The organism is Paenibacillus sp. FSL R7-0128 (genome assembly GCF_038002245.1).
Classification (GTDB): Bacteria; Bacillota; Bacilli; order Paenibacillales; family Paenibacillaceae; genus Paenibacillus_AQ; species Paenibacillus_AQ silagei.
Window position 1 is genome coordinate 2,708,804 of sequence record NZ_JBBOCD010000001.1, and the last position, 24,510, is coordinate 2,733,313.

Annotated in this window: 27 protein-coding genes and 1 tRNA gene; 17 read left to right on the forward strand and 11 right to left on the reverse strand. The window is 53.3% G+C overall.

The window, feature by feature from the left end:
* Positions 1-77 precede the first annotated feature (77 nt).
* From NST26_RS11070 to NST26_RS11085, 4 genes are all read left to right on the forward strand, one after another.
* Positions 78-395 (forward strand): hypothetical protein, encoded by a 318-nt coding sequence (locus NST26_RS11070; RefSeq protein WP_036725087.1) that lies wholly within the window; start codon positions 78-80, stop codon positions 393-395.
* Positions 396-526: 131 nt separating this feature from the next.
* A complete protein-coding gene (locus NST26_RS11075) occupies positions 527-748 on the forward strand; it encodes a hypothetical protein (protein ID WP_036725081.1) in 222 nt (73 codons plus the stop codon).
* Between the two features lie 19 nt (positions 749-767).
* Positions 768-1,559 carry an SDR family oxidoreductase gene (locus NST26_RS11080; protein ID WP_340979134.1) on the forward strand — a complete coding sequence of 264 codons (792 nt, stop codon included), beginning with the start codon at positions 768-770 and terminating at the stop codon, positions 1,557-1,559.
* A complete protein-coding gene (locus NST26_RS11085; protein WP_340954127.1) occupies positions 1,556-2,233 on the forward strand; it encodes an AlkZ-related protein in 678 nt (225 codons plus the stop codon). The genes NST26_RS11080 and NST26_RS11085 overlap by 4 nt, the downstream gene beginning before the upstream one ends.
* Positions 2,234-2,507: 274 nt before the next feature.
* Here NST26_RS11085 and NST26_RS11090 read toward each other — a convergent pair whose 3' ends face one another.
* Entirely contained in the window at positions 2,508-2,966 is a 459-nt protein-coding gene (locus NST26_RS11090; protein WP_340954124.1) for a hypothetical protein, read from the reverse strand.
* A 180-nt stretch (positions 2,967-3,146) separates the two neighbouring features.
* Here NST26_RS11090 and NST26_RS11095 point away from each other — a divergent pair.
* Positions 3,147-3,230: transfer RNA gene (locus NST26_RS11095), tRNA-Leu, on the forward strand.
* A 172-nt stretch (positions 3,231-3,402) separates the two neighbouring features.
* On the forward strand, positions 3,403-3,738 hold the full coding sequence (locus NST26_RS11100) for a MazG-like protein (RefSeq protein ID WP_339257427.1): 336 nt from the start codon (positions 3,403-3,405) through the stop codon (positions 3,736-3,738).
* 117 nt (positions 3,739-3,855) lie between these two features.
* Here the strand turns inward: NST26_RS11100 and NST26_RS11105 are convergent, their stop codons facing one another.
* A complete protein-coding gene (locus tag NST26_RS11105) occupies positions 3,856-4,182 on the reverse strand; it encodes a TetR/AcrR family transcriptional regulator (RefSeq protein WP_340980834.1) in 327 nt (108 codons plus the stop codon).
* A 164-nt stretch (positions 4,183-4,346) separates the two neighbouring features.
* Here NST26_RS11105 and NST26_RS11110 point away from each other — a divergent pair, with 164 nt between their 5' ends.
* The 7 genes from NST26_RS11110 to NST26_RS11140 all read left to right on the forward strand — a co-directional run bounded on the left by NST26_RS11110 (position 4,347) and on the right by NST26_RS11140 (position 11,743).
* Entirely contained in the window at positions 4,347-5,237 is an 891-nt protein-coding gene (locus NST26_RS11110) for a ketopantoate reductase family protein (protein ID WP_340954121.1), read from the forward strand.
* 94 nt (positions 5,238-5,331) lie between these two features.
* Positions 5,332-5,958 (forward strand): hypothetical protein, encoded by a 627-nt coding sequence (locus NST26_RS11115; RefSeq protein ID WP_340979135.1) that lies wholly within the window; start codon positions 5,332-5,334, stop codon positions 5,956-5,958.
* Between the two features lie 60 nt (positions 5,959-6,018).
* Positions 6,019-6,405, forward strand: a complete 387-nt coding sequence (locus tag NST26_RS11120) for a hypothetical protein (RefSeq protein WP_340954115.1) — start codon at positions 6,019-6,021, stop codon at positions 6,403-6,405.
* Between the two features lie 206 nt (positions 6,406-6,611).
* A complete protein-coding gene (locus NST26_RS11125; RefSeq protein ID WP_083684870.1) occupies positions 6,612-7,958 on the forward strand; it encodes a citrate transporter in 1,347 nt (448 codons plus the stop codon).
* A 256-nt stretch (positions 7,959-8,214) separates the two neighbouring features.
* Positions 8,215-10,347, forward strand: coding sequence for a hydantoinase/oxoprolinase family protein (locus tag NST26_RS11130; protein WP_036725071.1), 2,133 nt, complete (start codon positions 8,215-8,217; stop codon positions 10,345-10,347).
* A gap of 35 nt (positions 10,348-10,382) precedes the next feature.
* Complete coding sequence (locus NST26_RS11135) at positions 10,383-11,066, forward strand: hypothetical protein (RefSeq protein WP_340954110.1); 684 nt, start codon at positions 10,383-10,385, stop codon at positions 11,064-11,066.
* A gap of 17 nt (positions 11,067-11,083) precedes the next feature.
* Positions 11,084-11,743, forward strand: coding sequence for a GntR family transcriptional regulator (locus NST26_RS11140; RefSeq protein WP_076157574.1), 660 nt, complete (start codon positions 11,084-11,086; stop codon positions 11,741-11,743).
* A gap of 128 nt (positions 11,744-11,871) precedes the next feature.
* Here the strand turns inward: NST26_RS11140 and NST26_RS11145 are convergent, their stop codons facing one another.
* The 4 genes from NST26_RS11145 to NST26_RS11160 all read right to left on the reverse strand — a co-directional run bounded on the left by NST26_RS11145 (position 11,872) and on the right by NST26_RS11160 (position 15,051).
* Positions 11,872-13,020: a DUF2812 domain-containing protein gene (locus NST26_RS11145; RefSeq protein ID WP_340954107.1), complete on the reverse strand. Its 1,149-nt coding sequence runs from the start codon at positions 13,018-13,020 to the stop codon at positions 11,872-11,874.
* Positions 13,017-13,349, reverse strand: coding sequence for a PadR family transcriptional regulator (locus NST26_RS11150; protein WP_036725065.1), 333 nt, complete (start codon positions 13,347-13,349; stop codon positions 13,017-13,019). The genes NST26_RS11145 and NST26_RS11150 overlap by 4 nt, the downstream gene beginning before the upstream one ends.
* A 140-nt stretch (positions 13,350-13,489) precedes the next feature.
* Positions 13,490-14,176, reverse strand: coding sequence for a DUF7002 family protein (locus NST26_RS11155; protein WP_339255423.1), 687 nt, complete (start codon positions 14,174-14,176; stop codon positions 13,490-13,492).
* Complete coding sequence (locus NST26_RS11160) at positions 14,173-15,051, reverse strand: YihY/virulence factor BrkB family protein (protein ID WP_340954104.1); 879 nt, start codon at positions 15,049-15,051, stop codon at positions 14,173-14,175. Before NST26_RS11160 ends, NST26_RS11155 begins: the two co-directional genes overlap by 4 nt.
* Before the next feature lie 234 nt (positions 15,052-15,285).
* Between NST26_RS11160 and NST26_RS11165 the strand changes: the two genes are divergently transcribed.
* Positions 15,286-16,221 carry a hypothetical protein gene (locus NST26_RS11165; protein WP_340954102.1) on the forward strand — a complete coding sequence of 312 codons (936 nt, stop codon included), beginning with the start codon at positions 15,286-15,288 and terminating at the stop codon, positions 16,219-16,221.
* Between the two features lie 117 nt (positions 16,222-16,338).
* Here the strand turns inward: NST26_RS11165 and NST26_RS11170 are convergent, their stop codons facing one another.
* Positions 16,339-17,199, reverse strand: a complete 861-nt coding sequence (locus NST26_RS11170; protein WP_340954099.1) for an SDR family NAD(P)-dependent oxidoreductase — start codon at positions 17,197-17,199, stop codon at positions 16,339-16,341.
* 159 nt (positions 17,200-17,358) lie between these two features.
* On the opposite strand from NST26_RS11170, the gene NST26_RS11175 reads away from it, so the two are divergent.
* Together NST26_RS11175 and NST26_RS11180 are read left to right on the forward strand one after the other, a co-directional pair.
* A complete protein-coding gene (locus NST26_RS11175) occupies positions 17,359-17,811 on the forward strand; it encodes a MerR family transcriptional regulator (RefSeq protein WP_340954096.1) in 453 nt (150 codons plus the stop codon).
* Positions 17,812-18,020: 209 nt separating this feature from the next.
* Positions 18,021-18,932 (forward strand): divergent polysaccharide deacetylase family protein, encoded by a 912-nt coding sequence (locus tag NST26_RS11180; RefSeq protein ID WP_340954093.1) that lies wholly within the window; start codon positions 18,021-18,023, stop codon positions 18,930-18,932.
* Here NST26_RS11180 and NST26_RS11185 read toward each other — a convergent pair.
* Positions 18,919-19,725 (reverse strand): N-acetylmuramoyl-L-alanine amidase family protein, encoded by an 807-nt coding sequence (locus NST26_RS11185; RefSeq protein WP_340954090.1) that lies wholly within the window; start codon positions 19,723-19,725, stop codon positions 18,919-18,921. The genes NST26_RS11180 and NST26_RS11185 overlap by 14 nt on opposite strands.
* Before the next feature lie 207 nt (positions 19,726-19,932).
* On the opposite strand from NST26_RS11185, the gene NST26_RS11190 reads away from it, so the two are divergent.
* Positions 19,933-20,127, forward strand: a complete 195-nt coding sequence (locus NST26_RS11190) for a YqzE family protein (protein WP_339224087.1) — start codon at positions 19,933-19,935, stop codon at positions 20,125-20,127.
* Positions 20,128-20,311: 184 nt separating this feature from the next.
* Here NST26_RS11190 and NST26_RS11195 read toward each other — a convergent pair whose 3' ends face one another.
* The 3 genes from NST26_RS11195 to NST26_RS11205 form a co-directional block, all read right to left on the reverse strand.
* Positions 20,312-21,388, reverse strand: a complete 1,077-nt coding sequence (locus NST26_RS11195) for a hypothetical protein (protein ID WP_340954086.1) — start codon at positions 21,386-21,388, stop codon at positions 20,312-20,314.
* Positions 21,389-21,540: 152 nt separating this feature from the next.
* On the reverse strand, positions 21,541-22,608 hold the full coding sequence (locus NST26_RS11200) for a YqhG family protein (RefSeq protein ID WP_445323317.1): 1,068 nt from the start codon (positions 22,606-22,608) through the stop codon (positions 21,541-21,543).
* Complete coding sequence (locus NST26_RS11205) at positions 22,608-24,353, reverse strand: DEAD/DEAH box helicase (RefSeq protein WP_340979136.1); 1,746 nt, start codon at positions 24,351-24,353, stop codon at positions 22,608-22,610. The genes NST26_RS11200 and NST26_RS11205 overlap by 1 nt, the downstream gene beginning before the upstream one ends.
* Between the last annotated feature and the right edge of the window lie 157 nt (positions 24,354-24,510).

Here is a 24,510-nt window from a genome sequence, read left to right on the forward strand (position 1 = left end):
ATTTTTGAAACATCTGCTTTTCACCCTATAAGTTTTCCTTTATAATAAAAATTAGACATGAGAGAGGAGGCGTCACAATGGGGAATGAACCGGTGACAGAGCAATTTTTTATTGATAAACTAACCGAGGCTAAGGATCACTTCGAACGTGCGCTGGATTGCAAACACACGGAGTTCGACGATTTGTATCCCTATATGATCGAACATCCTCAGTTTTTCTGGTACAAACGTTATGTTGCTTGGTCAGAGCTTTTGACAATCACAAGTTTGTGTGAAGAGCTGTCGTATAGCTGGAGACAGACATTCACAGAGCATCAGGTCGAATATCTGGAACAACGTGTGATGTCCGCTAAAGTTCTTGACTTCTGGTTTGAGAAGAATGAAGCGCTGATATAGGAACTTCATAAGACATACAGATTGCTTTTGAAAGATAACTAGACCCGGATGATTCTCATTTGGGTCTTTTTCATGACCGGATTCAGGGTTAAATTGGACAAGCTAAGCACAGAGAGGGGAGTAAGAATACTATGATAAGTGATGAACAACTGGATGCCTACCGGATTTCCGGTGAGCGGATAAGAGTAGTACGCGACGGGCTGGCGAGCAATGATATCCGGGGAATCGTGCTGGCCTGGGACGAAACCCAGGTGATGATCCGGCGTCCGAACAAGCATGTGGTGAAGCTGGACCGGAGATACCTGTATCAGCCGGTGAGCGAGCCGAGACCGGAAGCCTATACCCCGGAATGAGCGGAGAATGGAGGTCAAGATGAGTCATCATCATAAAATAGCGATAGTCACCGGAGGTGCAGGCGGAATCGGACGCTGCATCACCGAGGAATTACTGAAGGCCGGAGCAGTGGTTGCCTGCATCGATACGGATCTTGCTGCCGGACGCTGGCTGGAGGCCAAGTATGGAAGAGAGCGTCTGTTCTTTTATCAGGGAGACATTGCGGAACAGCCGGTGCTGGATGAGTTCATCTCACAGGTAATCAGCCGCTACGGACAGGTGGATTACCTGATTAACAATGCCTGTATCAGCCGTAAAGGGCTGCAATCAGAATGCAGCTATGAGGATTTCGAGTATGTGCAGCGGATCGGAGTGAAGGCGCCTTATTACCTGACGCTGCGGCTTAAGCCGCATTTTGCCCAAGGAGCCTCTATTGTGAATATCTCCTCCAGCCGGGAGCGGATGTCACAGCCGGATACCGAGAGCTATACTGCAGCCAAAGGTGGGATCGGCGCATTGACCCACGCCCTTAGTGTAAGTCTTAGCGGTAAAGTGCGGGTTAATGCAATCAGCCCGGGTTGGATTGATACCACCGCTTATCACGGTACAGAGGAATCGGCAGAGCCGGTTCATACAGAGCCGGATCGGCTGCAGCATCCTGCGGGAAGGGTTGGAACTCCCGCGGATATCGCAGGCATGGTGCTGTTCTTGTGTAGTGAGGCTGCGGGATTCATAACGGGCGAGAATATTACAATCGATGGCGGGATGGGCAAGCAGATGATCTACCATGGAGACGAAGGCTGGACCTATCAGCCTGGAGGACAACGATGAAGCTGCCTATAATTAAAAATGCCGGGGAACTGGCCGCGCTGGTGCGGGAGATCGGTTACCTGCCCATGTTCCGCTGCGAGATCGCAGGCTTTTCTCTGGAGGAATGCACTCCTGCGGGCTACTGGTTCGTGAAGGGTGTAGAAGGGCCGTGGGAGTGGCGCGAGGAGATTGCGGCCGGGGGCGAGATCGCTTATGCGAAGCTCTTTAACAAGAAGGCCGGGTTCATCAGCAGAGAATGGTACCCGGACTTCGCCAATTACCGCCGGGACGGTTATGATTTCGATGCCAGATATGATGACGGACTGGCCTCCATGGCCAGCAAACGAATCATGGATGTGCTGCTGGAGCATGAGGCGGGGCTGCTCTCCAGTGATCTTAAAGGGCTGTCCGGCTTCGCGGCCAAAGGTGCGAAAGGCTTCGACACAGCCATGACGCTGCTCCAGATGCAGACCTACATTACAGCCAGCAAATTCGAGTATAAGCAGGACAAGCATGGCCGTCCTTACGGCTGGGGAATTGGGCGTTATGCCGTGAGCGAGCATGTATTTGGAGCAGACTATGTGACTTCGCGTTACAATGATCAGCCAGTGTCATCCAGGGAGCGGATTATGGAGCATACGGCTAAGCTGTTCCCGGAGGCAGGATCGAAGCAGCTGGAGAAGGTTCTAAAGTAAGGAAAAGCATTGTGCCGGTTAACGGCAGGAAAGGGCCGGAGTGCCACCTGGACCAAATGTAATTGAAAAACCGATTACAATGGGTCGTGTGGAGGTACCTGGGCCAGATGTAATCGAAAAACCGAGTATAGGTCCCCAGTATTCCAGACTATAAAGTCTGGAATAGCCGCTCACCACCAACGTATCATATATTGATCTGCACCCGCACCAAGAGCCTCGTCCAGAATAGGACGAGGCTCTTGTGTCAGCAGTACAATCCATTACAAGGTGCGGCTTAGATGGACATCGCCAACTGTTCGACTTGTTCTTCCCGGGGAAGGACGGAGGCAAGCTCGGCACCCAGTCCGAGGTAGGCACGCATACGCTGCATCATTTCATTACGGAAGCCGGGCCATAGAATATGGATCTCGCCGACATAGCCCCGGCAGTTATACTCGGCGGTAACTCCGCGCTGGTCCTGGCGGACGGTATTGATCTTCAGCTGATGGGAGGTAAGCTCGCGGGTAACCTCCTGCAGCATCAGGGATGTCTTCTTGGTAGCGCTGGATACCAGCTCCATGTAGAGCTGGGGAGTCTTGAACAGACCGCTCTTGCCGATGGCACGGCAGTCCCGTTCAAATACTTTATGAATAAACGTTAGCAGCAGATAGCTTCTGACCAGGGACAATTCATCTTTGGTTATATTCTCAGGGATGGTTGGTGTAGTTAGGGGGTGTCTCTTGGTAATCGCCATTATAAATCACCTCATTTATAGTATGCGAACCTTTGTTCTCATTATACACCGAATCCGCAAATAAAAGCAATATTTTACTTGCAATTTATGGATAGCAATTTACAATAAAATAAACTTGACTCCATAATTCAGGCATGGTAAGATCTATCTTGTGACTGCGAAAGCAAGTCAACTGAATATGCGGTCATGGCGGAATTGGCAGACGCGCTGGCTTCAGGTGCCAGTGGTAGCAATATCGTGGAGGTTCGAGTCCTCTTGACCGCATCATAGGTAACATCAACACAGGTTCTTGTGTCACTTATTTAAGTGATATAAGAACCTGTTTTTGCGTTCAGCAATTCATTTATTTCATTTTAATATGACAGAATGTAGTCATGTTAGGCATGCTATTGTTTTCTAGTCATTTGAAAAGGAGGGACTTGATCAAGTGGAAGAAATGAAGAAGAGCCTGAGCTTCAATGAGATTGTTGAGCGTTCCCTCGTTATAAGAGAATGCTATCACAGACTGGAGCAGCAGCATCACGGGACACAGTGGAGTGTGGAAGAGGATGCGCTTGCTTTTTTGACAGATGCCGGGTTAGTGGGCCGGTTGACGATGTCTGAGCAGAAGCGTTGGCCCAAAGGCGGCGACACCCGGTCTGAGCTGCAACATAAGCTTAGCGAGTGTATCTGGTGGCTAATTATTCTGGCGGAGCGGATGGAGGTTGATATCAGTGAATCCATGGAGGTCTTCCTGTCCTCATTCGAAGATCAGAATCCTTCATCAGTATAAGCCGATACCCCTCTTGAATATAAATTCTCCGCTAACTTGATGAATTCTTCTGGGGGTACATCCTTATCTCTTTGGAGCCAAAGACGAAATAAAGAAAGGGTCGTCGTCAGATAGAACTCAATGAAATACGGCGTTAAGGCATGGTTTTGCGGAAGGTTCAGGTATTGCTCCATGGAGATGTTCTTTTTTGTCCAGACAAGAGAGCGCATCCTGAACCGAATGCATAGACAGCTCTTTATCGGCAAGTTCTGTTTTGATGTCAAGGAGCAAGTTACTTTCAACAGCGTCCAGCAATTCGTAAATATCAGTAAAATATTGATAAAAGGTACTGCGGTTATACCCTGACCGGTTGGAGATTTCCTGAATGGAAATTTTCTCAAGCGGCTTTTGCCTGTATAGCTCACAAAAAACTTCTATAAATCTTTGTCTTGTTTTCTCTGTGATTTGAGGTTGTTTTTTTCATGTGTCCCTCCTGCTGGTGTATAAGATATCATCCGACAGATATTAAAAAATTGATGATTGATCAAGGAATCCTAAAGCTTTATGATCACATCATACAACATGTTGTTGGATGATCATACGGAAATATGAATCGGCGGGGTGGTAAGATGTCAGCAAAGCAAGAAAGAATTTTAATTTTCGGTGCAGGTGTGATCGGAAGCATCTATGCAATGAAGCTTATGGAAGCCGGGTTTGACGTTAGCCTGTTTGCACGTTCGGACAGATTCAGATCTTTACAAGAAAAAGGTCTGCAATACCATGACAAAGGTACAGTCAGATCGATTCCGGTGAAGGTTATAGATACACTCGAAAATGATGATGTATACGATTATATTTTCGTTACCGTCCGTTATGACCGGGCCGAATCCGCGTTGTTAGCACTAAAGGATAATCAAAGCCCGAATATTGTTACGATGACCAATAGTTCGATTGGATTTTCTTCGTGGCGGGGGATTGTGGGGGATAGACTTTTACCTGCTTTTCCCGGCTTCGGCGGACAGATTAAAGATGGGGTCCTGTACGCCCGGTTCATGCCCAAGTTTCTAGTGGCCACCTCATTTGGCGAAGTGAACGGCGCAGTGACGCAGCGCGTCTTAAAGCTCGCACAAATATTTCAAGCCGCCAAGCTTCCTTACGTTATCAAAAAGGAGATGCAGGCGTTTCTAATCACCCATTCCGTATCCGACATTGCTCTGCTGGGCAGTTTGTACGGCGGAAACGCAGACCCGGCCCGAACCCGAAAGACGGCACGTCAAATAACAGTTACTCTCAAAGCGTACCTCAGGAAAATAAAACAAGCGGGTGTTGCCGTTGATCCGCCACTTTTCACAATTGTCCCAAAGCTCCCAAGCTTCATACTGGATGTTCTCTTCATTGCTTGGCTACGCACGAAAATGGTTAAAGATATGCTGCTGCCGGATTATGCGAATGCTGCGAACCAGGAGGTTGTGCAGCTGGAGAAGGATCTAACGAAATTTTTATCTATGCAGAACGGCTGATGAATCGATTGTTCCGGTATTGTAACCTGTCTGTTTATTCTTTGCTTCCAGCGGATGGTAAGGTTGAAGGACTGAAGCAGGCGGGAGGCTTACCATGCTCACAAGATTAGGGATGATACTGAAAATATCCATATTGGCGGTCTGCCTGGCTGGATGCAGTCAGGCGGCAGAACCGGCAGGTGCGCAGCATGTTCCGGTCACTCCAGCGCCACCATCAGAACATGCTAAGCAAGAGGAGAATCTGATTCCGCTCAATACCTCCGAACCTTTTATCGGGCGAATGGAGCTGGATCAGGCGACGGAGGAATTCATCTATGGAACCTGGAAGGTGGACAAGCTGCTGGGATTCGCGAATTCCTATAATGACGCATCTGAATATCCGACAGGGCAGGACATCATTGGAGATGAGATTGTGATTCATCAGGATTACTTCTCCTCCAAGGGACTAGAGGGCTATGAAGCGTACCAATACGAGTTAACCAATCCCCGCTACAGCATAACCCAGAGAGATTATAACAGGGATTCCTTTTACAGAGTGAACAAACTGGATCTGCCCATTATCGAAATCAACGATGAAATGACAGTCATTGACATAGCGGAAGCTTCGCCGGGGCTGGGTATACCGCTAGGGTTCCTGGATGTGAATCATAGCAAACTGATCCTGTGGATCGAAGCTGCCACGTTTGAGTTGATAAGAGTGGACGAATCGGGTAATAAGTAGTCTAAGTACTGGAGTTTATAATGACAGGAGTGAGCGGCGATGAGCTGGGATGTACTTATTATGAAAACGAAATATGATTTTGAGGCACCGGAGGAAGAACAGCCCCCAGTGCCACCGCTGGGACAACGTGATGACATCGTCGCGAAGCTGACCCGTGCCATTCCGCAGCTGGATTACCGGGATAAGGCGTGGGGCATCCTTGAGGGTGAGGGATATTCGATCGAGTTCAATACAGGCGATGAAGAGCTAGTGGATTCCATCATGCTGCATGTCCGGGGCGGGGGAGCAGTGATGGATACCCTCCGCTTGATATGTGAGACATTGGAGGCTTATGCGCTGGATACATCGGATTCCGGCTACATCGACTTTGAGCAGCCTGAAGCAGCGGAGCAATCCTGGGAGCAATTTCAGAAGTATCGTGACCAAGTGATTAACCAGGATAACTGAAGAATATAGACATGAACAGAGGCGCTGGATGGATTACATCTGCAGCCTCTGTTTTGTTTTGAAGTGTTTGGAAATAACATGCAGAAGGGTATTGACGCCTAATGAAGTAGCATGTTAATATTTTCACGTGACAAACTAACATGTCAGTATACCTAAATAGCATGTTAGCATGTTAACTCATTTATCCTACTTCAGGAGGTTATTTTGTGGATGTGGCTAATGTTGTAATCGGTTTCATTATGGTCTTATCGTTTTTTGGATTGGTGTGGTATTGCGTCAAGGGGTATAACCTTATGGTCGGCTTCTTCGTCATGTCAGTGCTGTGGACCTCGATTGCCCTGATCGGAAATAGCATTCATCCTACCTCCGTGATGGAGGGCAAGACGTTCATTGACGTCCTGACGAACGTGTTCCAGACGGGGCCTGAGAATTACGGGAAGGCGATACTGGTTAATATTTTCTTCGGCGCCTTCTTCGGAAGAGTCCTGATCGACACCGGGATTGCCGCTACTCTGATTCGTAAGGTTGTAGAGCTTGGAGGAGACAAACCAAGAATCACTATGTCTCTGCTATGTATCGTTACCGCTGTAATCTTCACATCCATGACCGGTATCGGACCGGTAATCTCCATTGCCGTCATCGTGCTGCCGATCATGCTGTCGCTAGGAATTCCTTCCCCGATTGCCTTGTTCTCCTTCATGGGCTCAATCATGGCGGGGATCTTCGGGAACATCGTGAACTTTAAGCAATATCAGGCGATATTTGCAACAGCCAATGAAAGCTATGCCAGCTATGACTATAATACATATTTCAAATTCGGCATGATTGCGATGGCTGTATCCCTGATCGTGGTTCTGGTGGTATCTAACGTGATGATGAACCGGAAGCTCTCCCGGGCCTGGGCGGCAACACCGGATAGCGGAGCTACTGTAGATGCACCTGCGATCTCCTGGATCTCGATCATTCTGCCGGTAGTGGGTGTGGTGGTGCTCAAGGTTCCCATCATTTTTGGATTTATCTTCGCCGCCCTGTTCGCCCTGCTAACCTGTGGTAAGCTGAAGGGCGGTTTTGCAAGCGTTTGCAGAATGCTGTCGAAGCAGTTCGCGGACGGAGCCATTGATGTAGCGCCGATGATCGGCTTCCTGCTTACGCTGTCGATGTTCAATAATGCTGCTACCTATGCATCCCCTTATTTCAAAACCCTGCTGGACGGCGCAATGCCCCAGACCGCGCTGCTCTTGTGTATTGTCTTCGCCATTCTGACACCGCTCGGCTTCTTCCGCGGCCCGATGAACCTGGTCGGCTCCGGTTCGGCCATCCTGGCTGTCGTGGTGGCAACCGCTGCCTGGCCGGTACAATTCCTCTATCCGCTGTTCGCCATTACTACAGTAGCACCGCAGCATTTGGACGTTACACAGTCCTGGGTGGCCTGGGGCTTCGGCTATACGAAGGTTCCGGCCAAGGAATACATGAAGATGTCGATTCCTACCGGCTGGATCATCGGGATTATTCTCTGCGCGGTTGTGTTCTTCATGTATGGCAATTTGGTGTAGCGTGTAGCACTGCTTAGCATTAATCAATAAGTAGTACTCAAGTCAATAACGAGAAGCTATAAGGAACGAAGGGGAAATTTGGAACTGTAGGAGCGGTAGCGTCCGCCTTTGTCTGCGGATTTCCACCGCGAACAGCGGTACAAATCAAGAAATTTGCAGACAACAGCGGCCGGAAGTCCAAATGTTCACCGCAGTGACGGTTAGGCTTCAAATTTCACTTGGGTCTACTATTAATGAAGAGAAACGGAGAAATCATATGAGTACAATGGTTAGAATGGGGATCGATGTGGGGGGAACCCATACCAAAGCAGTTGCGATTGACAACGCGACACATGAGATTATCGGCAAATCGTCCGTGAAGACGACGCATGACCATGCCACAGGCGTAGCCGCAGGTGTGGTGAAATGCTTCCAGAATTGCCTGGAGGAGAACAATATCCGTCCGGAGGATGTAGTGTTCGTGGCCCACAGTACCACGCAGGCAACGAATGCGCTGATCGAGGGCGATATTGCCCAGGTGGGCATCATTGGCCTGGCGAAGGGCGGTCTGGAGGGCTGGCTCGCCAAGCGTCAGACCCGGCTTCAGAATATCGACCTGGGCAACGGCAAGGAGATCAAGATCTACAATAGCTTCCTTAATGTTAAAAAAATGTCCGAAGCCTCTGTGCTGACGGTCATCGATGAACTGAAGCAGCAGGGGGCACAGGTGATTGTGCCTTCGATGGCTTTTGGCGTAGATAACGGGCGGCCCGAGGAACTGGTCTATATAGAAGCAGAGAAAAAAGGCATGCCGACCACCATGGCCTCCGACATCACAAAATTATACGGGCTGACCCGCAGAACGCGGACGGCGGCGATTAATGCAAGCATTCTGCCGAAGATGCTGGATACCGCCAATTCCACAGAGAAGTCTGTGCGGGAGGCCGGGGTCCATGTTCCGCTGATGATTATGAGAGGCGACGGCGGCGTCATGGAGATCAGTGAGATGAAGAAACGGCCTGTGCTGACGATGCTGTCGGGACCGGCGGCCTCGGTCATGGGATCACTGATGTATCTGAGAGCGTCGAACGGGGTGTACTTCGAGGTCGGCGGCACGACTACCAATATCGGTGTGATCAAAAACGGCCGCCCGGCCATCGACTATTCCATCGTCGGCGGTCATCCGACCTATGTCAATTCCCTGGATGTACGGGTGCTCGGCGTGGCCGGCGGGTCCATGATCCGGGCGAACAAGAGCGGAGTGGTCGATGTCGGACCCAGATCGGCGCATATCGGCGGTCTGGATTATTCGGTATTCACCGATCCGGATAAGATCAAGGGAGCGCAGGTCGAATTCTTTTCTCCGAAGCCGGGTGATCCTGCTGATTATGTGGCCATCCGGCTGGAGAACGGGGAGCGGGTGACGATCACGAACTCCTGCGCGGCGAATGTGCTGGGACTGGTGAAGCCGGAGCACTTCTCCTACGGGAATGTGGAAGCGGCCAGAAGGGCGATACAGGCACTGGCGGATTACTGCGGAACGACGGTAGAGGATATCGCCAAGCAGATTATGGAGAAGGCCTATGCCAAGATCGAGCCGATCATTCTGGCGCTGGCCGAGAAATACAAGCTGGAGAAGGATCAGATCTCCCTCGTCGGCGTGGGCGGCGGAGCGGCTTCGCTGATCGTCTATTTTTCGGAGAAAATGGGCCTGAAATACAGCATCCCCGAGAATGCCGAGGTTATCTCTTCGATCGGAGTTGCCTTGTCGATGGTTCGCGATGTGGTGGAACGGATTATTCCGTCCCCGTCCAAGGAAGTGATTGCCGCCCTGAAGATGGAAGCCTTGAACAAGGCCATCCAGAGCGGAGCGACCCCGGAGAGCATCGAGATTCATATTGACATTGATCCGCAGACTTCCAAGGTGACAGCGATTGCTACCGGTTCCACCGAGGTGAAGACGACTGAGCTGCTGAAGGAATGTGATGAGGCGGAGCTGCGGGAGCTGGCTGCCCAGGATATGCGCATCCCTGTAGAGCGGACGGAGCTGCTGCAGAAGACTAGATATGTTAGTATTTTCGGCGAGAAAATGGATAAAGCCGGTGAAGCCGGCGCGGTTCGCATCCTGGACACCAAGGGCTTCATCAAGGTGCAGAGAGGCCGGGCCATGGCGCTGAAGACAACAGCCGGGGACTATCTCAGCGCGGTTAAGCAGTTGTGGGAGGCAATGGCCGTCTACCAGACTGAGCTGATTGCAAGACCTGACTTCTACCTGTGTATCGGCGCACGGGTGATGGACTTTACCGCCTCAGACTTCGAGCAGCTGGAGCTGCTGATGGACATTGAGATATCCACGTTCGAGCCGGACACGGAGGTTATTGTTGTGGCGGCCAATATCAAGCAGAGCTAAGAGCCGCGCGGAAGAACGTGTAGACAGGAGGACGTATGCAAGTACAGACGAAGGTGGGAGAGCTGTTGAATCCATTGCTGGAGGTTGACGATGAGGCTTGGGGAATGTATGCCTTCAGGAGAGACATCCTGAACCGGCGTATTCCGCCGGAGACGAAGCGGGAAATGCTGAAGCAGGCCAGAGCCTGCGGCACCGAATATGCACAGCGGATGATGCTTGAATATGAGACCTGTGATGTCCGGGTGCTTGCTGAACGTATGAACCTGAAGCTGGAATTCAAGGATGCGCTCATGACCGGCAAGCGTGTGCTGTTCGCCTCCTATACCCCTCCCGACCGGATCGAAATCATGGAAGAACCCTTGCACAGAGCGGCAGAACAGGTGCGGGAGGCGGGGCCAGGTCTAGTTGAACTTTTTCCGCAAGCTGGTATAATGAATACTATCCTTGGCCACGAAATTTATCATTTTGTAGAAGACCGGTTTGCACAGGAAATATACACCCGAACCGAGCGTATTCTGCTGTGGAAGCTGCTGGGCCTGAAGAATTATTCTACAATACGCACCTTAAGTGAAGTTGGAGCCATGGCTTTTACACAGGAGCTGAACAGACTGCGATACTCGCCGTTTATTCTGGATGTTCTGTTGTATTACAGCTACGATTCAGCCAGTGCGGAGACAATAACCCGTGATGTACTAGGAGTGAGTTCAGGGAAGGTGTAGGGAAGCCGTTGAAGATTATGAATAACAGCAATTCACTGAATGATGTAACTTACAATAGAATAAAAGAAGACATCATGAATATGACGCTCGAGCCAGGAATGGATGTCAGTGTGCAGAAGCTGTCTGAACGCTATGGCGTCAGCCGCACACCAGTGCGGGAAGCAGTGGTCCGTCTTCAACAGTCAGGACTGGTGGAAATATATCCTCAGCGCAAAACGGTAGTCTCCAAGATCGATCTGCAACGGGTCCGTGAGGAGTGGTTCATCCGCACCTCGCTTGAATCTGCGGTGATCGATGAGTTCATCCGCAAGTGCAGCGAGCTGGTAGCAGATACGATGCAGGAACTGATTAATAAGCAGAAGAAATATATGGACAAGAAATACTTCAGAGAATTCTATATTAAGGACAACAGGTTCCATCAGCTGATCTTCCAGACGGCCGGGGAAGAATTGTCCTGGTTCACCATTGAAGAGGTAGCGTCCCATTATAACCGTATCCGTCTGCTCTACGGGAAGATGGAGGGGGTGCAGCCGTCCGATATCGATAAGCATGTGAAGATGGTAGCGGCTACCCGCAAGCGGGATGTGGAAGGGATGCGCAAGGTCGTGATGGAGCATTCCAATACACTGCTGGACCGGGTCCAGAGCATGTCCAAGCAATACCCGCAATTCTTCTGATCATACAAATGACAAGCTTAAAGGCGTATACTGAAGTCTTCTCCGCATGGAGCAGAACTTCCGGTATACGCCTTTTGTTGCGAAAGCACTAAGCTGTCTCTACTTGTGCAGGGCCTTTGCAACAATAGCTATTGCTGCTTGAGCCGCCGGTAATATAGCCAGGTTCGGCCCGCGAACGAGCCGAAGAGCAGAATGGAAAGGAACATAATTGAAGTGTTCCACGCCTGGGAAGCGGTAAATTCATCCCGCAGGATGCTATCTATGAAGGCCGACACATTCAGGCTGTAGAGCAGAATCATGGGCAGGAACAGCAGGGTATAGCTGATGGCGATTTTACGTGCGTGCTTCAGGCGGTGTAACGGATCGCTGTAGAGCTCCGGGTATTCGGCATGCTCCGGGTTCTCCCGGCTCCACAGGGTCCATTTCTGCAGAGAGAAGGGAGAACTGTAGAGTCTGGTCCAGCCTGCCTCCTGATGCAGCTCGAAATACCCTTCACCCGCAACGACCTGATAGTCAGCGTGATATTTCATACGGCGCGGACGGCCCTTGCTGAAATGGAACAACGTTCCTCCGAAGCCTACTTTATAGAGATTCCAGCCGTCCAGCTCCTTGTCCTCCAGCCATTGCTCCAGCCGGTCAGGGGCATACATCCAGCCTAACTTCATCCGTGCCATCGTAGTGCCGGCAGGCTTAGGCGTTGCGGGAGGCTTCTTCATGTCCGTGTGCCCTTGAAGAAGTTCCCTGTTGGCTGCCCGGAGCTTGATAAGCGAATAAATGGCAAGTACCAGCAGGAGTACTGCCAAGGCAGCGGCCGTCCAGGTTGCCGCCCACATTGGGCTGGGCTGAATGCGGATAGGAGCATCGTTGGAGTAGGTTAAGCCTAGAGCAAGCAGGGGAATCAGTGCAATGAGCAGCAGATACACTAGAATTCCCGTGAAAACATAGGAGATGATGCGGTTACGCCTCAGGACATCCTTACGTGAAGGATAGGCGCTAATCTGTGACGGGGACCGATCATTCTCGTACAGGCTCCACTTCCCTTGCTGTAGCCGCCTGCTCCATCCCTCTGCGGACAGATAAGGAGACATGGATGAATGCTTGGATGAATGATAAGCCAGCTGATAAGTTAGCAAGGCGGGTTCACCCTTCCGGAAGGTAAAGCGCCGCAGCAGTAAGCTCCATTCCTCCAGACGCCATCCCCTGCCGGCCATATCGGCTAACCAGGCTTCTGTCCCCGGCAGATCGTAGCTCCAAAAGGGCCGAAATACAGTTCTCATTGAAATTCCTCCTCACTGGTGACGGCGTTGCGGTGAAGTTCCTTTAATCTGCCGATTTCTGCGCGCATGACTTCCTTCCCCAGCTCAGACACCTCGTACACCGTCTTTCTCTCTTCATCGGCAAATACGGTAATTAGCCCATCCTTATTCATCTTGGTCAAGGTTCCATACACCGTACCGGAGCCCAGCCGTAGCCGTCCTTCCGACAGATCATCCACATGCTTGATGATTCCGTATCCGTGGCGCGGCTTGGTTAAGGATAACAGAATATAGAAGGCCGTTTCGGTCATGGGGACGTATTTTTTTAGAACCTTTTGTGCTGCGGACATCGCGTTCACCTGCTTCGTCAATTCGTTGTGCCAAGTCATGGCTATAAAAGAATATGTCATGCTGTGACTATGTCATATCATGACTATATCACGGTGCGACATATAAATCAACTTGAGGTGAGCGAGATGAGGTAGCAGAGTTATATTGGCGAAAGAAGCAGGGGCCGGCACAATGGCTGCCAGAGCTCAGGTACAAGCTGGGGCTGTGAACAGTAGACTGCCTGTAGATACTGGCTGAGTGGGGCCAGCTTGTCCTGGGCCAGCACCTCCTTGATCTCGGACGGCTTGACGGGAATATCCCGCCCGGATGCGGACATGAACTCTGCAAGGGGCAACAGCATCCTGCAGCTTTTGCGGTACGCCATCCGGTGCGGGAACCTGGGGGAGCTGCCGGAATCGTATTTGGATAGTCTGATGCGGGCGTAGTGATCAGCCAGGACTCTGCGGGCATCAAGCTTCAGCACAGCGAAGACCTCGCCCGGCTCTCTGCGCGAATACATTGCAGCCATTGCGAGGCAATCGCGCCAGGTCGGCCACAGGAACACATGACGGTCCAGGCAGCGGCGGAATTCCTCCGCCGTTGTGCCTGGGGCCATGGCTTCGGGGGTAATTCGCAGATGGGCATTCAGAATCGCGGCTTGCCCGGCGTAGCTTACCCGGTGCGCCGCAGTCCGCCGCTCTCCGGCTGCATGGGCGGGACTCAGCACGGCAGAGGAATAGATGGTGTCAAAGGCAGCCATGGAGGGCAGATTCACTGCCCGGGTGAAATGATAGAAGGAGGTGCGGAGCGGGCTTTTGGTAATGGCGTCAATCAGGGAGGTGTTCATGGGAGCTTCTGCCCTTTGAAGGTGCTGAGGGGCATACTCTTCACCTTGCGGTTCAGCAGGACCGCATTGATCTCGCCTCCGGCCAGGATGATAAAAGAGCTGATATATAGCCAGATTAGCAGCACGGTTACGCCTCCGAGACTGCCGTAGGTTTTGGAGAAATCACTGAATTGATTGACGTATACGGAGAACAGGATCGAGGTCGTAATCCAGCCGATGGTGGTGAACAACGCCCCAGGCATTACCTCCCGCAGCGCCAGTCTCCGGCTGGGAGCGATCCAGTACAGCAGGGTGAAGACGATGAACATCACGAGCAGCGGAATCGCGTATTGGAGCAGATCCCAGAGCTTTTGGAATCCATAGGGAAGATCAACCAGCAGGAAGACCTGCGTCTTAAGCCAGCTGCCGAGGACCAGAAGCAGAATGCTGAGCAGTACAACGAACCCGATCGTCAAGGTAGCAAGCAGGGCGATCCCCCGGATTTTCCAGAACACTCTGCTCTCGTCAATCTCGTAGGCACGGTTCAGCCCCTTGATGATGGCATTGATCCCTTTGGAGGCGGCCCACAGGGTAGCCAGCATCCCGAAGGACAACAGCGTCTGGCTGCGTCCGGCGGACACATCCTGCAGAATCTCTTCTATAATAGAGATGGCTTCGGCGGGCATGATCTGCTCCAGCTGCCCTATATTTTTCTCCAGGGAGATATTCGCATACCCGATCAGGGTCATGATGAAGATCAGAAAAGGAAACAAAGACAGGATTAAATAATAGGTCAGTTGCGCAGCGATGCCCTGGACATCATCGTCGTTGATTTTTACCCATAGCTGCTTGATGAACTTGAAAGTGCCTCTTCTACTGCCGGAAGTGCTGTTCATAAGACCCTCCTTCAAGAATTCCCGGATAGACTGACATGGTAGCCAAATCGTTCCATATATATGTATACCCGTTATAATATCCTTTAGTCCGCCGGGGTAGTTTTTATTGTAACATACCTGGATTAGTTGGATCTGGGGCAGTGAAAATTCAAGCAGGAAATCCCCTTGTATTATACTGGAAAACTCTTAGAATAGTAGGAAAGATAACAATATAAGAATATAAGGAGATTGCCCATGAAGCTGCTGCTTGAGGATTACGAGGGAATCAGACGCTGGATGTACCGCAATGCCCGTCCGCTGGACCTGGCGAGATGGAGATTTCACTTTGAGGGCGGCGGGGCTGCGCCGGTACTGGAAGCGCTGTCCGCCTATCAAAATGAGGATGGCGGCTTCGGCCATGCCCTGGAAGCGGACGCGTGGAATCCGAATTCCACGCCCATCCAGACCGCTACGGCGGTAGAAAGGCTGCTGGAGCTGGAATTTGCAGATAACGGGCATCCGCTGGTGCAGGGAATTCTGAAATACCTGGACAGCGGTGTGGATATGGATGGCCGCACATGGAAGAATGTCGTAGCTTCCAATAACGATTATCCTCATGCCCCCTGGTGGCATACAAGCTCGGACAGTACTTCCCACAGTATGTATAACCCGACAGCAATTCTGGACGGATTCATTCTGAAGGCTGCTCCCAAGGATAGCGGGCTGTATGCCAACGGACTAGGGATTGCCCGTGAGCTGACGGAGCTTTTCCTGCATGACCCTGTGATTGAGATGCATCCGTTGAAATGCGTGGCCACCCTGCTGGAATGTATCGCTTGGGCAGAATTGCAGGAGGAGTTCCCTTACGCTGCACTAAGAGAAGCGCTCAAGGTGCAGAGTGTGCAGTTAATCAGCCGGGATGCGGGTGGATGGAACGGGTATAGCTGCAGGCCGTCTGTGTTCATCCATTCGCCGCATAGCCCTGAATATGCAGAGCTTGGCGGGCTGCTGCATCAGGAGCTGGATTATCTGCTGGAGACCCGGAACTCCGAAGGAATCTGGGACCTGACCTGGGGCTGGGCGGGGTATGAACGGGAATTTGCCGTCAGTGAGAACTGGTGGAAGGCGCATATTGTCATTGAGAATTTGCGGCTGCTGCGGGAATTCGGACGGATGGCGGAGCTGCCATAGGAACAATAGTTTACAGTTACAAAATAATGCAACGCATGTTAAGCCACAGCTCTCCGGATGGAGGGGCTGTGGCTTAATTTCGCACCGGATGCTTGCAATGGCAGCAGACAGTATCTGTTATAGTGCGCTGTTCGTCTGAATGAATTCCCGCTGATATATGGCCTGCACGTTCTTCAAAATGGTGCTACCGTGCTCAGAGAATTTGAGCGGCGTGACCTGGTTCTTGTGCAGGAACACCCCGGACCTGCCGCTATGTTCGCCAAGAGCCGCCTGATACAGTAAGCCTGCGCCGTGGGCTGGCGCCGGGAAAAACATGCGCGTAATCGGCCGCAGCCAGAAGGGGATGCCTGATTTTTTGCCGCTGCGAAGGGTGTTGTTGCCTCCGGGATCCGCGCTGCGGATAAGGATGCCTTCGGCTGCAAGCTCAGAGGCCACCGCCTCCGTCCACAAGGACATGGCCCGCTTGGTGTCGGCATAAGGTCCAGTCAGCATCTGAAATTTCGCCGGGCGCTCCAGCGAAGCCGGGTCGAAGCTGCGCTTCATCATAAAAGCGTTGGAGGACGTATTCACGACCGTGCGGAGCGTGCCTTTCAGCAAGAGCGGCTTCAGCTCCATCGTAAGGATATACGGAACCACCGTCTGCAGCTCATAATGCAGCTCACGCCCTTGCTTAGACAAGAGTAACTCGGGGAAGCTGCCGCCGGCATTATTGAACAGGATGTCAATATGTGATTCGTGGCGGTTAATGTCCTGCAGGGCACTTCGCAATTGGCCAAAATCGCTTAAATCTGCCTTATAGATTCGTAGCTGCCTGCTGCCGAGCGCCTTATGGATGAGTGGGTCATCTTCAGCAAAAGCTGAGCGGATCAGCGAAATAACCTCCCAGCCTTCGTTCAGAAGTCTATGGGTCAGGGCCAGCCCGATGCCGTGATTGGCTCCGGTAATCAGCGCGGTGCGCGGGGGATGTGATCGTCTCATATTGGTTACTCCTCTACATGGAAAGTGGTGAATGGTGCTCATTGTATAACTTGGAGCCAAGTCCAAGTCAAGCGATAAAATGTGTCATTGACTTGGAGCCAGCTCCAAGTTATATAATAGAACGAAGGCACCATTAGACCAGTGAAACGGAGTGATTCTATGAGTCTGGCGGAAGCAGATCTCCAGCAGGGATATTCGATTAAGGAAACGGCGGAGCGGACGGGTATGTCTGAGGATACGATAAGGTATTACGAGAAGATCGGGCTGCTGCCCCGGGCGAAGCGCAAAGGGAACAGCCACCGCATCTATAGCGATTCGGACCTGAACCGGATGTTGCTGGTGACATGCCTCAAAAAAACAGGAATGTCGCTGGACGACATGCGGCCCTATCTGGACTTGTCTCTGGATGCAGACCTGTCTCAGTATCCTGAGCTCCACGTGATGATTCTGAATCACCGGCAGAAGATTATCGAGCAGATCGCATCGCTGCAGCAGATTGTTGATTTCATTGACGTCAAAATAGAGCAGGGAAATCTGGGCCCGCAGACCTGCGAGCTGACCGGAGACCGTAAGCAGATGCCAAGAGGACGTAAAGCCAAAGCTAAAGGGTGAGGGTTAATGCGAAGCACGAGGGGATTCAGGTGCTGAAGGCTATGCTTGACGCTGACAGACGGGGAGCTAGAGGAATCGCTTAGCTGACAGGCCGCCCGTGCCGTATCCGCATCCCATTGTTAATAATTGCGTAAGCGCTCCGTACATATTTACCCTTCGTGAGCCAAACAATGAGTACAATTGTTCAATCACGAAGGAGGTGTTCCAGTATGAATACAAGCAACCACAGAGTAAAGCGTGTCCTTCTATATCCCTTGGCCGCAGCTGTGATTATGTCAGCGGCGCTAATCCCGTCAGCCCCGCTTGCCGTGTCTGCTGCACAGGCAGACACGGCACTTTCAGCACCCGCACCTGCGTATAGCAGAGGGAGCAGCGTATCGGGCAACCGGACAGCTGGGAATCAGCAGCAGCAGGCGCTCAGCCGTGTGGCGGTCATTATCGATGATTTCGGCAACAGCATGCGCGGGACAGAGGAAATGTTCAAGCTGCCCGTCAAAATCACCGTCGCAGTCATGCCGTTCCTGCGCTCCAGCGAGCAGGATGCCCGGCGCGCCCATGAGCTGGGCTTCGATGTGCTGGTCCATCTGCCGATGGAGCCGCGCCAGGGCAAGCCGGAATGGCTGGGACCGGGGGCTGTGCTGACCAGCATGAATGACGCCGAGGTCCGCCAGCGGGTGGAGGCAGCGCTGGATAATGTCCCTTATGCGATTGGAATCAACAATCACATGGGCTCCAAGGTGACAGGTGATGAAAGGGTAATGGGTATTGTGCTGGAGGTCTGCAAGGAGCGCGGTCTTTTCTTCGTAGACAGCCATACCAATTACCGTTCAGTCGCGGGACGGATGGCCCGGGAGCTGGGAATGCCGCCGGTGGAGAATCATATTTTCCTGGATGATGTGCATTCGGCAAGCCATGTGGCGAAACAGATGAAGCTAGTGCAGGAGCGGGCTTTGAGTCAAAAGTTCTGCGTCACCATCGGTCATGTCGGCATCCAGGGCAAAGAGACCGCCGCGGGCATCCGCAGCGGCATTGCCGAAATGAAGGACAAGGTGCAATTCGTCGGCATCTCCGATCTGGTCCGTGAGGAATGGAAGTGGAATTCCCGGCTTACACTTCCATAAGGTAGGCAGCGATCCCGTTCGCAATGGCTTCGGCGATCTCTTCCTGGCCCTTTGGTGTACAGAGCTTCTCCCGATCAGCCGGACTGCTGACAAATCCCGCCTCAACGATCACCGTTGTGGCGGTTATTTTGTTGAGCAGGTAGAAGGGCTTGCCCCGGACAGGATCATTCTTCATCCCGTAGAGCTGGTTGAGCTGATCCTGAATGGTCCGGGCCAGCAGGAAGCTGCGCCCTTCCTGGCGGTACAGAACGAGCGGACCATGCTTGGACGGGGATTTCGCCCAGTTAATGTGGATGCTGACCACAACATTGGCCGGAAGCGTCTCTGCCAGTTCCTTGCGCTGGGCCAGATCGCGTAAATGCCGGGATCTGTTCCTCAGCCACAGATTCTCATCGCTGGGCGCATAATCGCCAGTCCGGTTCAGAATCGTATCGAAGCCATCTGCACGCAGCAGGAGAAAGAGGCGGCGGGAGATGGCAAGGGTGATGTCCTTTTCCAGAATGCTGCCGTAGGAGGTTCCGCCGTCAATCCCTCCATGCCCGGCATCAATCAGAATGATCCGCTGGTCATGGCCGAGCATATGCTGGCGCTGTCCGGGCTGCTCTGCCTGCGGATTAGTGCGGGGTGCAGCCGCCGCGTGAATCACTGCGGTTTCTCCTGCCGTAAGCATGAGCAGAACGCTTGCTGCGGCTATGATCCGCTTAAGCCGCCGCCTGGATCTCAGCTCAGACTGCTCTTTTGAATGATGGGAATGTGTAGCCGTATGGGGCTCTAATGCTTCTGACTGTCTCAAGTGAATAACCTCCCTGCCGGAATAATCAACAGCTACTTGTACTTAATGACGGTTTATACAGGTGTAGTCTTGTTAGATTGTGCCTTAACGGCCTAACCTATACGAAGCTTCGGATTCCGGTTTAGAGATCGGAGGATTGGAGCACACTATAGGCATAAGGTCAAGGGGCGGGAACCCGCCCCGGCACTCACCTGGGAGGTGTATGAGATGGCATCCGGCGGAGATGATCTGGTGAAGTATATTACGGAGAAGGTAGTCGTCTACATTGAGAACCCTCGCGCTGTCCATGCCCGGCGGAAGGCAGAGAAGCAGCCGTGGGCGGAAAAATGGTTCGGCACGCTGCCGCTCGCCTGGTCCGTGTGGCGCAGCAAATGGAGCAGGGGCGGGGATAGTAAGGAGTAGGAGTAGCACTTCAGCGGAAATCGGTCGCTGTGTGGGCATGAGGTGCATAAATGCACCTGAATTAGAGGAAATCGGGCCCTAAGTGTGAATCAGGTGTATAAGCAAACAGCCTTCCCAAGTGGCGTCGTGCAGGCGGCACCCGGGAAGGCTGTTTCAATATCGAGCAGGAACTGCCAGTGCCAGTCTACCGGCTTGAACCGGGTAGAGCAGCGGAGCCCAGCGTGGCTCCCCCGGGCAGCGGCACCGGCAGCTTGTGGAAGGTGCCCGCCTTCTGAAGGGCGTTAAGCGGGAGATAACGGATGCCACCGGGACCGGCAGCGGCATAGACTACGGCAGCTTCTGTGCTGCCTTGGTCCCGGGAAGCACCGGGCTTCAGCCAGCTCTGGCTGCCTGTAATCATGAATGGCGCGCCGAGCGTGTCGTTGTGCCCCGGGGACTGGAAGGCGAGACTGCCCCGCTCCTGAAGCAGAGCGCTCAGGCTTGCTCCGTTCAACGTCTTCAGCCCGGGTGCGGTCAGCCACAGCAGATCGGCATACGGGTCATCCTCTCCGCCGCTCCGAAGAGCGGGCTGGGGAGCGCGCGCCTGGCCCGGACCGGAGGACAGCATGGCTGAAGCTTCCGGTGCGGCATTAAGAATATGCTCAGCCTGGCTCTGATTCCAGGGCAGCGTCTCCAGAACGGTAGCATTCAGATACAACGTTCTGTTCTCCGTAGTGATTTTCCAGACAGGCAGCATTGGAGCATAGAGTGCCGTAACCCCGATGGCACCTGAAGAATTAGAGGGTATCAGTCCTTGCTGCGCCAGATACTGGCGCAGTTCAGTCATACTATAAGGGAGACCATCGGTTCCGGCTCCGTATTCGCTAAGCAGATAGCCGCCCTGATCCGCAGCCGAGATAATGAGATAGCCGATCCGCTGACCGCTGTGCATCACATTGACCAGCCAGCTCCGCGTTCCCGGACCAAGAGGGTAAACCTCCGTGCCGGCATCCTTCCATTCCTTAAAAGGAGCATCCGCTGAGAGCTGGCTAATCGTCTGACGGGTGAAGGCCTGCAGCGTTTCCGGCGCTGGAATCGGCTTCATCTCAAGTCCCGGAAGAACCTCCTGCGTGACGGCCTGCATCACGGTCGTCCGGCTGGCTTGTGATGCTAGCGCCTGGGGAGAGGAGGCGCTGGCAGCCAGCAAAGTCAGTCCAAGAATCAGACAGAGGAGCAGGCGGCCACGCCGCCGGGAGCTCTTTTGCCTCGTAGTGATATTCATAGGTTCAGTCACCTTTCCTGTTATTGAGGGAATTTACGCTTCTTACTGTTCATTGTAGGGGACAAGCCCTGAAAAGGCTGTTACTTGCTGTCGCGCCAGGCTGCGGGAGTTTCGCTGTTTTTTTGCCTGCTTTTAGCGGACCAGGTCGCATTCTATGTGCTGCGCAGATGAAACAATCCGTACGTTACGGCAGAAACTGCAATCTGCGGCTCATACTGCCACGAGGTCTCCTGGCGGCGGCGGTTGTACTGCTCCAGGATGGCGAGGCGCTTCTCTTCTTCCGGTTCCTTCAGCAGCTCCGCGTAGTAGATGTCCACGATGCTAAGCTCCAGCTCCAATCGTTCGCGCGCTTCTTCCGCCCAGGTGTAATCCAGCAGCGCCAGCTTCGAGGTCAGGTATCCCTCCAGCCGGTCGGCCCCGTCCGTAATCCCCAGCTCGAACGGCTGGACATGAATGTTCTCCGGCAGCCGTGGCGTCAGCTCCTTGCCGGCCAGCCGGGCCTCGAAGTCCGGGACGATCAGCCCGGAGGTTAACGACACCGCGATGAAATGCAGCTCCTCCCGCTTCAGGTCACAGGTCATTTCGACCTTGTAGCAGACCGCCAGCCATGGCTCGTAGGCGGCCGAGAACAGCGTGGTCCGCTGTCTGAGGCCAGGGTCCTCGAACAGCTGGAGGCACCGGCCTTCGTCCCGTGCCGCCGACCAGATCTGCCGCAGGCGCTTGCTGCCGTAGGTCACATCCTCGCGGCGGATCATGCCCGGTCCGAGGCGCGGCAGCGCCGGAACGATGCCGAAGTACCGCGCGAGGATGCTGTCCTCCGGCGCAGCAGATACCCCGGGCGGCAGCGCAGCTCCCGGCGCCTGCGCTGCGCCGAGCGGCTCCGCAGCAGCTTCGGCATCCGCCGCCCCGGCCAGACCTGGCGGCGCTCCCGCCCCTGCCGGGCGGCTGGCCCCGCCGCGCGGGCGGACCGCAGGCGCCGCAGCCTGCGCGGCCAGTTTATCGTACTTCTGCGGGTCGAAGACGAAGCTGAAGGAGAGGGTCTCGGGATCTACGCCGGTGCGCTCCACGAAGCCCCAATAATAAGGGCGGTCCGTCAGCATCCGGTCCGCGCGGGGGGAGAGCTTCACCGTCACATGCAGCGGTGAGGATTCAAGAATGGTGCATTCAGTCGCTTCCAGATAATCCATGACCTGCTTGCGCACCTCAATAGGGGTCAGCATCAGTTAGGCACCCCGCTATCATCCAGCTTGGCGTGGGTCAGCTCGCTGAGGGAATCGCCGATATCATCCAGACTGCTGCGCAGCTCCTCGTCGCTGCCCGCTTCAAGAACGATTTTGTACAGGCTTTTCTCAAGCGAGCCCTTCTGCTCGAAGCGCTCCAGAATGACATCCAGCCCGCCGATGACCATCTCGAACATGTTGATTTTCTCATGCAGCAGGTGGAGGATATGCTCTTCAATTGTCCCTTCGGTGGAGAGGTTATAGATGACCACATCATTCTCCTGACCCAGCCGGTGGACCCGGCCGATCCGCTGCTCGACCCGCATCGGATTCCAGGGCAGATCGAAATTGATCATATGGTGGCAGAACTGCAGGTTAATTCCTTCGCCGCCGGCTTCGGTGGCAATCATCACCTGGGCGCGTCCGCGGAAGAGGTCCATCATCCAGTCTTTTTTGCCGCGGTTCATCCCGCCCGAGTATGTCACACATTGCAGTCCATGGTCACGGAAATACTGAAGCAGATACTCCTGCGTGGCCCGGTACTCCGTGAAGACGATTACCTTCTCGTTCATTTCACGGATTAACTCCATCGTCTTCTCCGCCTTGGTATTCGTCTTGACCGTACGGATCGTCTGGAGCAGCCCCATCATCCGCTCACGCTTCGGCGAATCGGCCGGCAGCTTCTTGATCAGATTCACCAGCGTTACGAACACCGCATCCCGGCTGCTGCACACCTCACGTTGAAGCGTGACCAGGGAGAGCATACTGCTGAGATTGCCGCCTGCCTCCTGATACTGTTCTTTGACAAAAGCGGTCACCCCGTCATACAGCGCCTTCTCCTCAGCGGAGAGGGTGAGGGGGATATTGCGCACCTTGCGCTTGGTGAAATTAACCGGGCCTTCGCCCCGGCGGTTGCGGATCATAACCTTGGACAGCTCGCCCCGAAGCTTACCCTCGTTCTTGGGCTGGCGCTTATCCACTACGAAATTGGTAGCAAAATCACCCTGATTCCCCAGCTGGCCCGGCTTCAGCAGCGTGATCAGATTGAACAGCTCGCCGAGATCATTCTGCACGGGGGTGGCGGTGAGCAGCAGGCAGTACTTTTTGCGGAGCTGCTGGACGAACAGATAATTCGTCGATTTCTTATTCTTCAGCTTATGGGCTTCGTCGATAATCAGCATGTCGTACTCCTGGCTCAGCAGCATTTCCTTATGCGGGTCACGCTTGGCCGTATCCATCGAGGCGACGACAATGTCATTGCCCCAGGAATAGGCTTTCTTTTGCGCTACGGCAGAGATTCCGAACTTCGTATTCAGCTCCCGCACCCATTGCAGGACAAGCGAGGCCGGCACCAGAATCAGAACCTTGCTTACCAGCCCGCGCACCAGATACTCCTTCAGCACCAGCCCGGCTTCGATTGTCTTGCCAAGTCCGACTTCATCGGCCAGAATCGCCCGTCCCGACATCTCGAACAGCACCTTGTGCGCCGTATCCAGCTGATGGGGAAGCGGAGACAGCCCGGACAGATGCTTCATACACTGCAGCTCATCGAAGCTGGTAACCAGGCCCGACTGCTCTCCCTGCACGGCAAGGCGGGATAACCGCCAGTCGCCCCACGGCCCCCCTTTATCCAGTCTCGATTCCAGATCATGCAGCCAGTTACGCTCAAAAGATAGAGGAACAGGCAGCAGCGGCGCAGAAGTTACCTTCTCTTGGGGCAGGGAATTGCGGAATAATTGCGTCATGTTGCAGCCTCCTCCGTCGCAGTTTCATATCGAAATGCGTAGCAGTAGTATGCTCGTTTCAGAGAGATTTCATAACCAGAGGGGCGTGGAATTGACAGAGGAACGCTGTAATCCGCCTTGAAAGCTTTCAGTTCCAGTGCCTGCAAAAAAGCGAGAA

Coding starts and splice junctions, on each gene's coding strand:
- NST26_RS11110 (WP_340954121.1), top strand. CDS start 4,347: ATGTCAGCAAAGCAAGAAAGAATTTTAATTTTCGGTGCAGGTGTGATC.
- NST26_RS11155 (WP_339255423.1), bottom strand. CDS start 14,176: ATGAACACCTCCCTGATTGACGCCATTACCAAAAGCCCGCTCCGCACC.
- NST26_RS11135 (WP_340954110.1), top strand. CDS start 10,383: ATGCAAGTACAGACGAAGGTGGGAGAGCTGTTGAATCCATTGCTGGAG.
- NST26_RS11180 (WP_340954093.1), top strand. CDS start 18,021: ATGAATACAAGCAACCACAGAGTAAAGCGTGTCCTTCTATATCCCTTG.
- NST26_RS11150 (WP_036725065.1), bottom strand. CDS start 13,349: ATGTCCGCAGCACAAAAGGTTCTAAAAAAATACGTCCCCATGACCGAA.
- NST26_RS11080 (WP_340979134.1), top strand. CDS start 768: ATGAGTCATCATCATAAAATAGCGATAGTCACCGGAGGTGCAGGCGGA.
- NST26_RS11075 (WP_036725081.1), top strand. CDS start 527: ATGATAAGTGATGAACAACTGGATGCCTACCGGATTTCCGGTGAGCGG.
- NST26_RS11200 (WP_445323317.1), bottom strand. CDS start 22,608: ATGCTGACCCCTATTGAGGTGCGCAAGCAGGTCATGGATTATCTGGAA.
- NST26_RS11170 (WP_340954099.1), bottom strand. CDS start 17,199: ATGAGACGATCACATCCCCCGCGCACCGCGCTGATTACCGGAGCCAAT.
- NST26_RS11160 (WP_340954104.1), bottom strand. CDS start 15,051: ATGAACAGCACTTCCGGCAGTAGAAGAGGCACTTTCAAGTTCATCAAG.
- NST26_RS11100 (WP_339257427.1), top strand. CDS start 3,403: ATGAAGAAGAGCCTGAGCTTCAATGAGATTGTTGAGCGTTCCCTCGTT.
- NST26_RS11120 (WP_340954115.1), top strand. CDS start 6,019: ATGAAAACGAAATATGATTTTGAGGCACCGGAGGAAGAACAGCCCCCA.
- NST26_RS11175 (WP_340954096.1), top strand. CDS start 17,359: ATGAGTCTGGCGGAAGCAGATCTCCAGCAGGGATATTCGATTAAGGAA.
- NST26_RS11070 (WP_036725087.1), top strand. CDS start 78: ATGGGGAATGAACCGGTGACAGAGCAATTTTTTATTGATAAACTAACC.
- NST26_RS11195 (WP_340954086.1), bottom strand. CDS start 21,388: ATGAATATCACTACGAGGCAAAAGAGCTCCCGGCGGCGTGGCCGCCTG.
- NST26_RS11205 (WP_340979136.1), bottom strand. CDS start 24,353: ATGACGCAATTATTCCGCAATTCCCTGCCCCAAGAGAAGGTAACTTCT.
- NST26_RS11085 (WP_340954127.1), top strand. CDS start 1,556: ATGAAGCTGCCTATAATTAAAAATGCCGGGGAACTGGCCGCGCTGGTG.
- NST26_RS11145 (WP_340954107.1), bottom strand. CDS start 13,020: ATGAGAACTGTATTTCGGCCCTTTTGGAGCTACGATCTGCCGGGGACA.
- NST26_RS11140 (WP_076157574.1), top strand. CDS start 11,084: ATGAATAACAGCAATTCACTGAATGATGTAACTTACAATAGAATAAAA.
- NST26_RS11165 (WP_340954102.1), top strand. CDS start 15,286: ATGAAGCTGCTGCTTGAGGATTACGAGGGAATCAGACGCTGGATGTAC.
- NST26_RS11115 (WP_340979135.1), top strand. CDS start 5,332: ATGCTCACAAGATTAGGGATGATACTGAAAATATCCATATTGGCGGTC.
- NST26_RS11130 (WP_036725071.1), top strand. CDS start 8,215: ATGAGTACAATGGTTAGAATGGGGATCGATGTGGGGGGAACCCATACC.
- NST26_RS11090 (WP_340954124.1), bottom strand. CDS start 2,966: ATGGCGATTACCAAGAGACACCCCCTAACTACACCAACCATCCCTGAG.
- NST26_RS11190 (WP_339224087.1), top strand. CDS start 19,933: ATGGCATCCGGCGGAGATGATCTGGTGAAGTATATTACGGAGAAGGTA.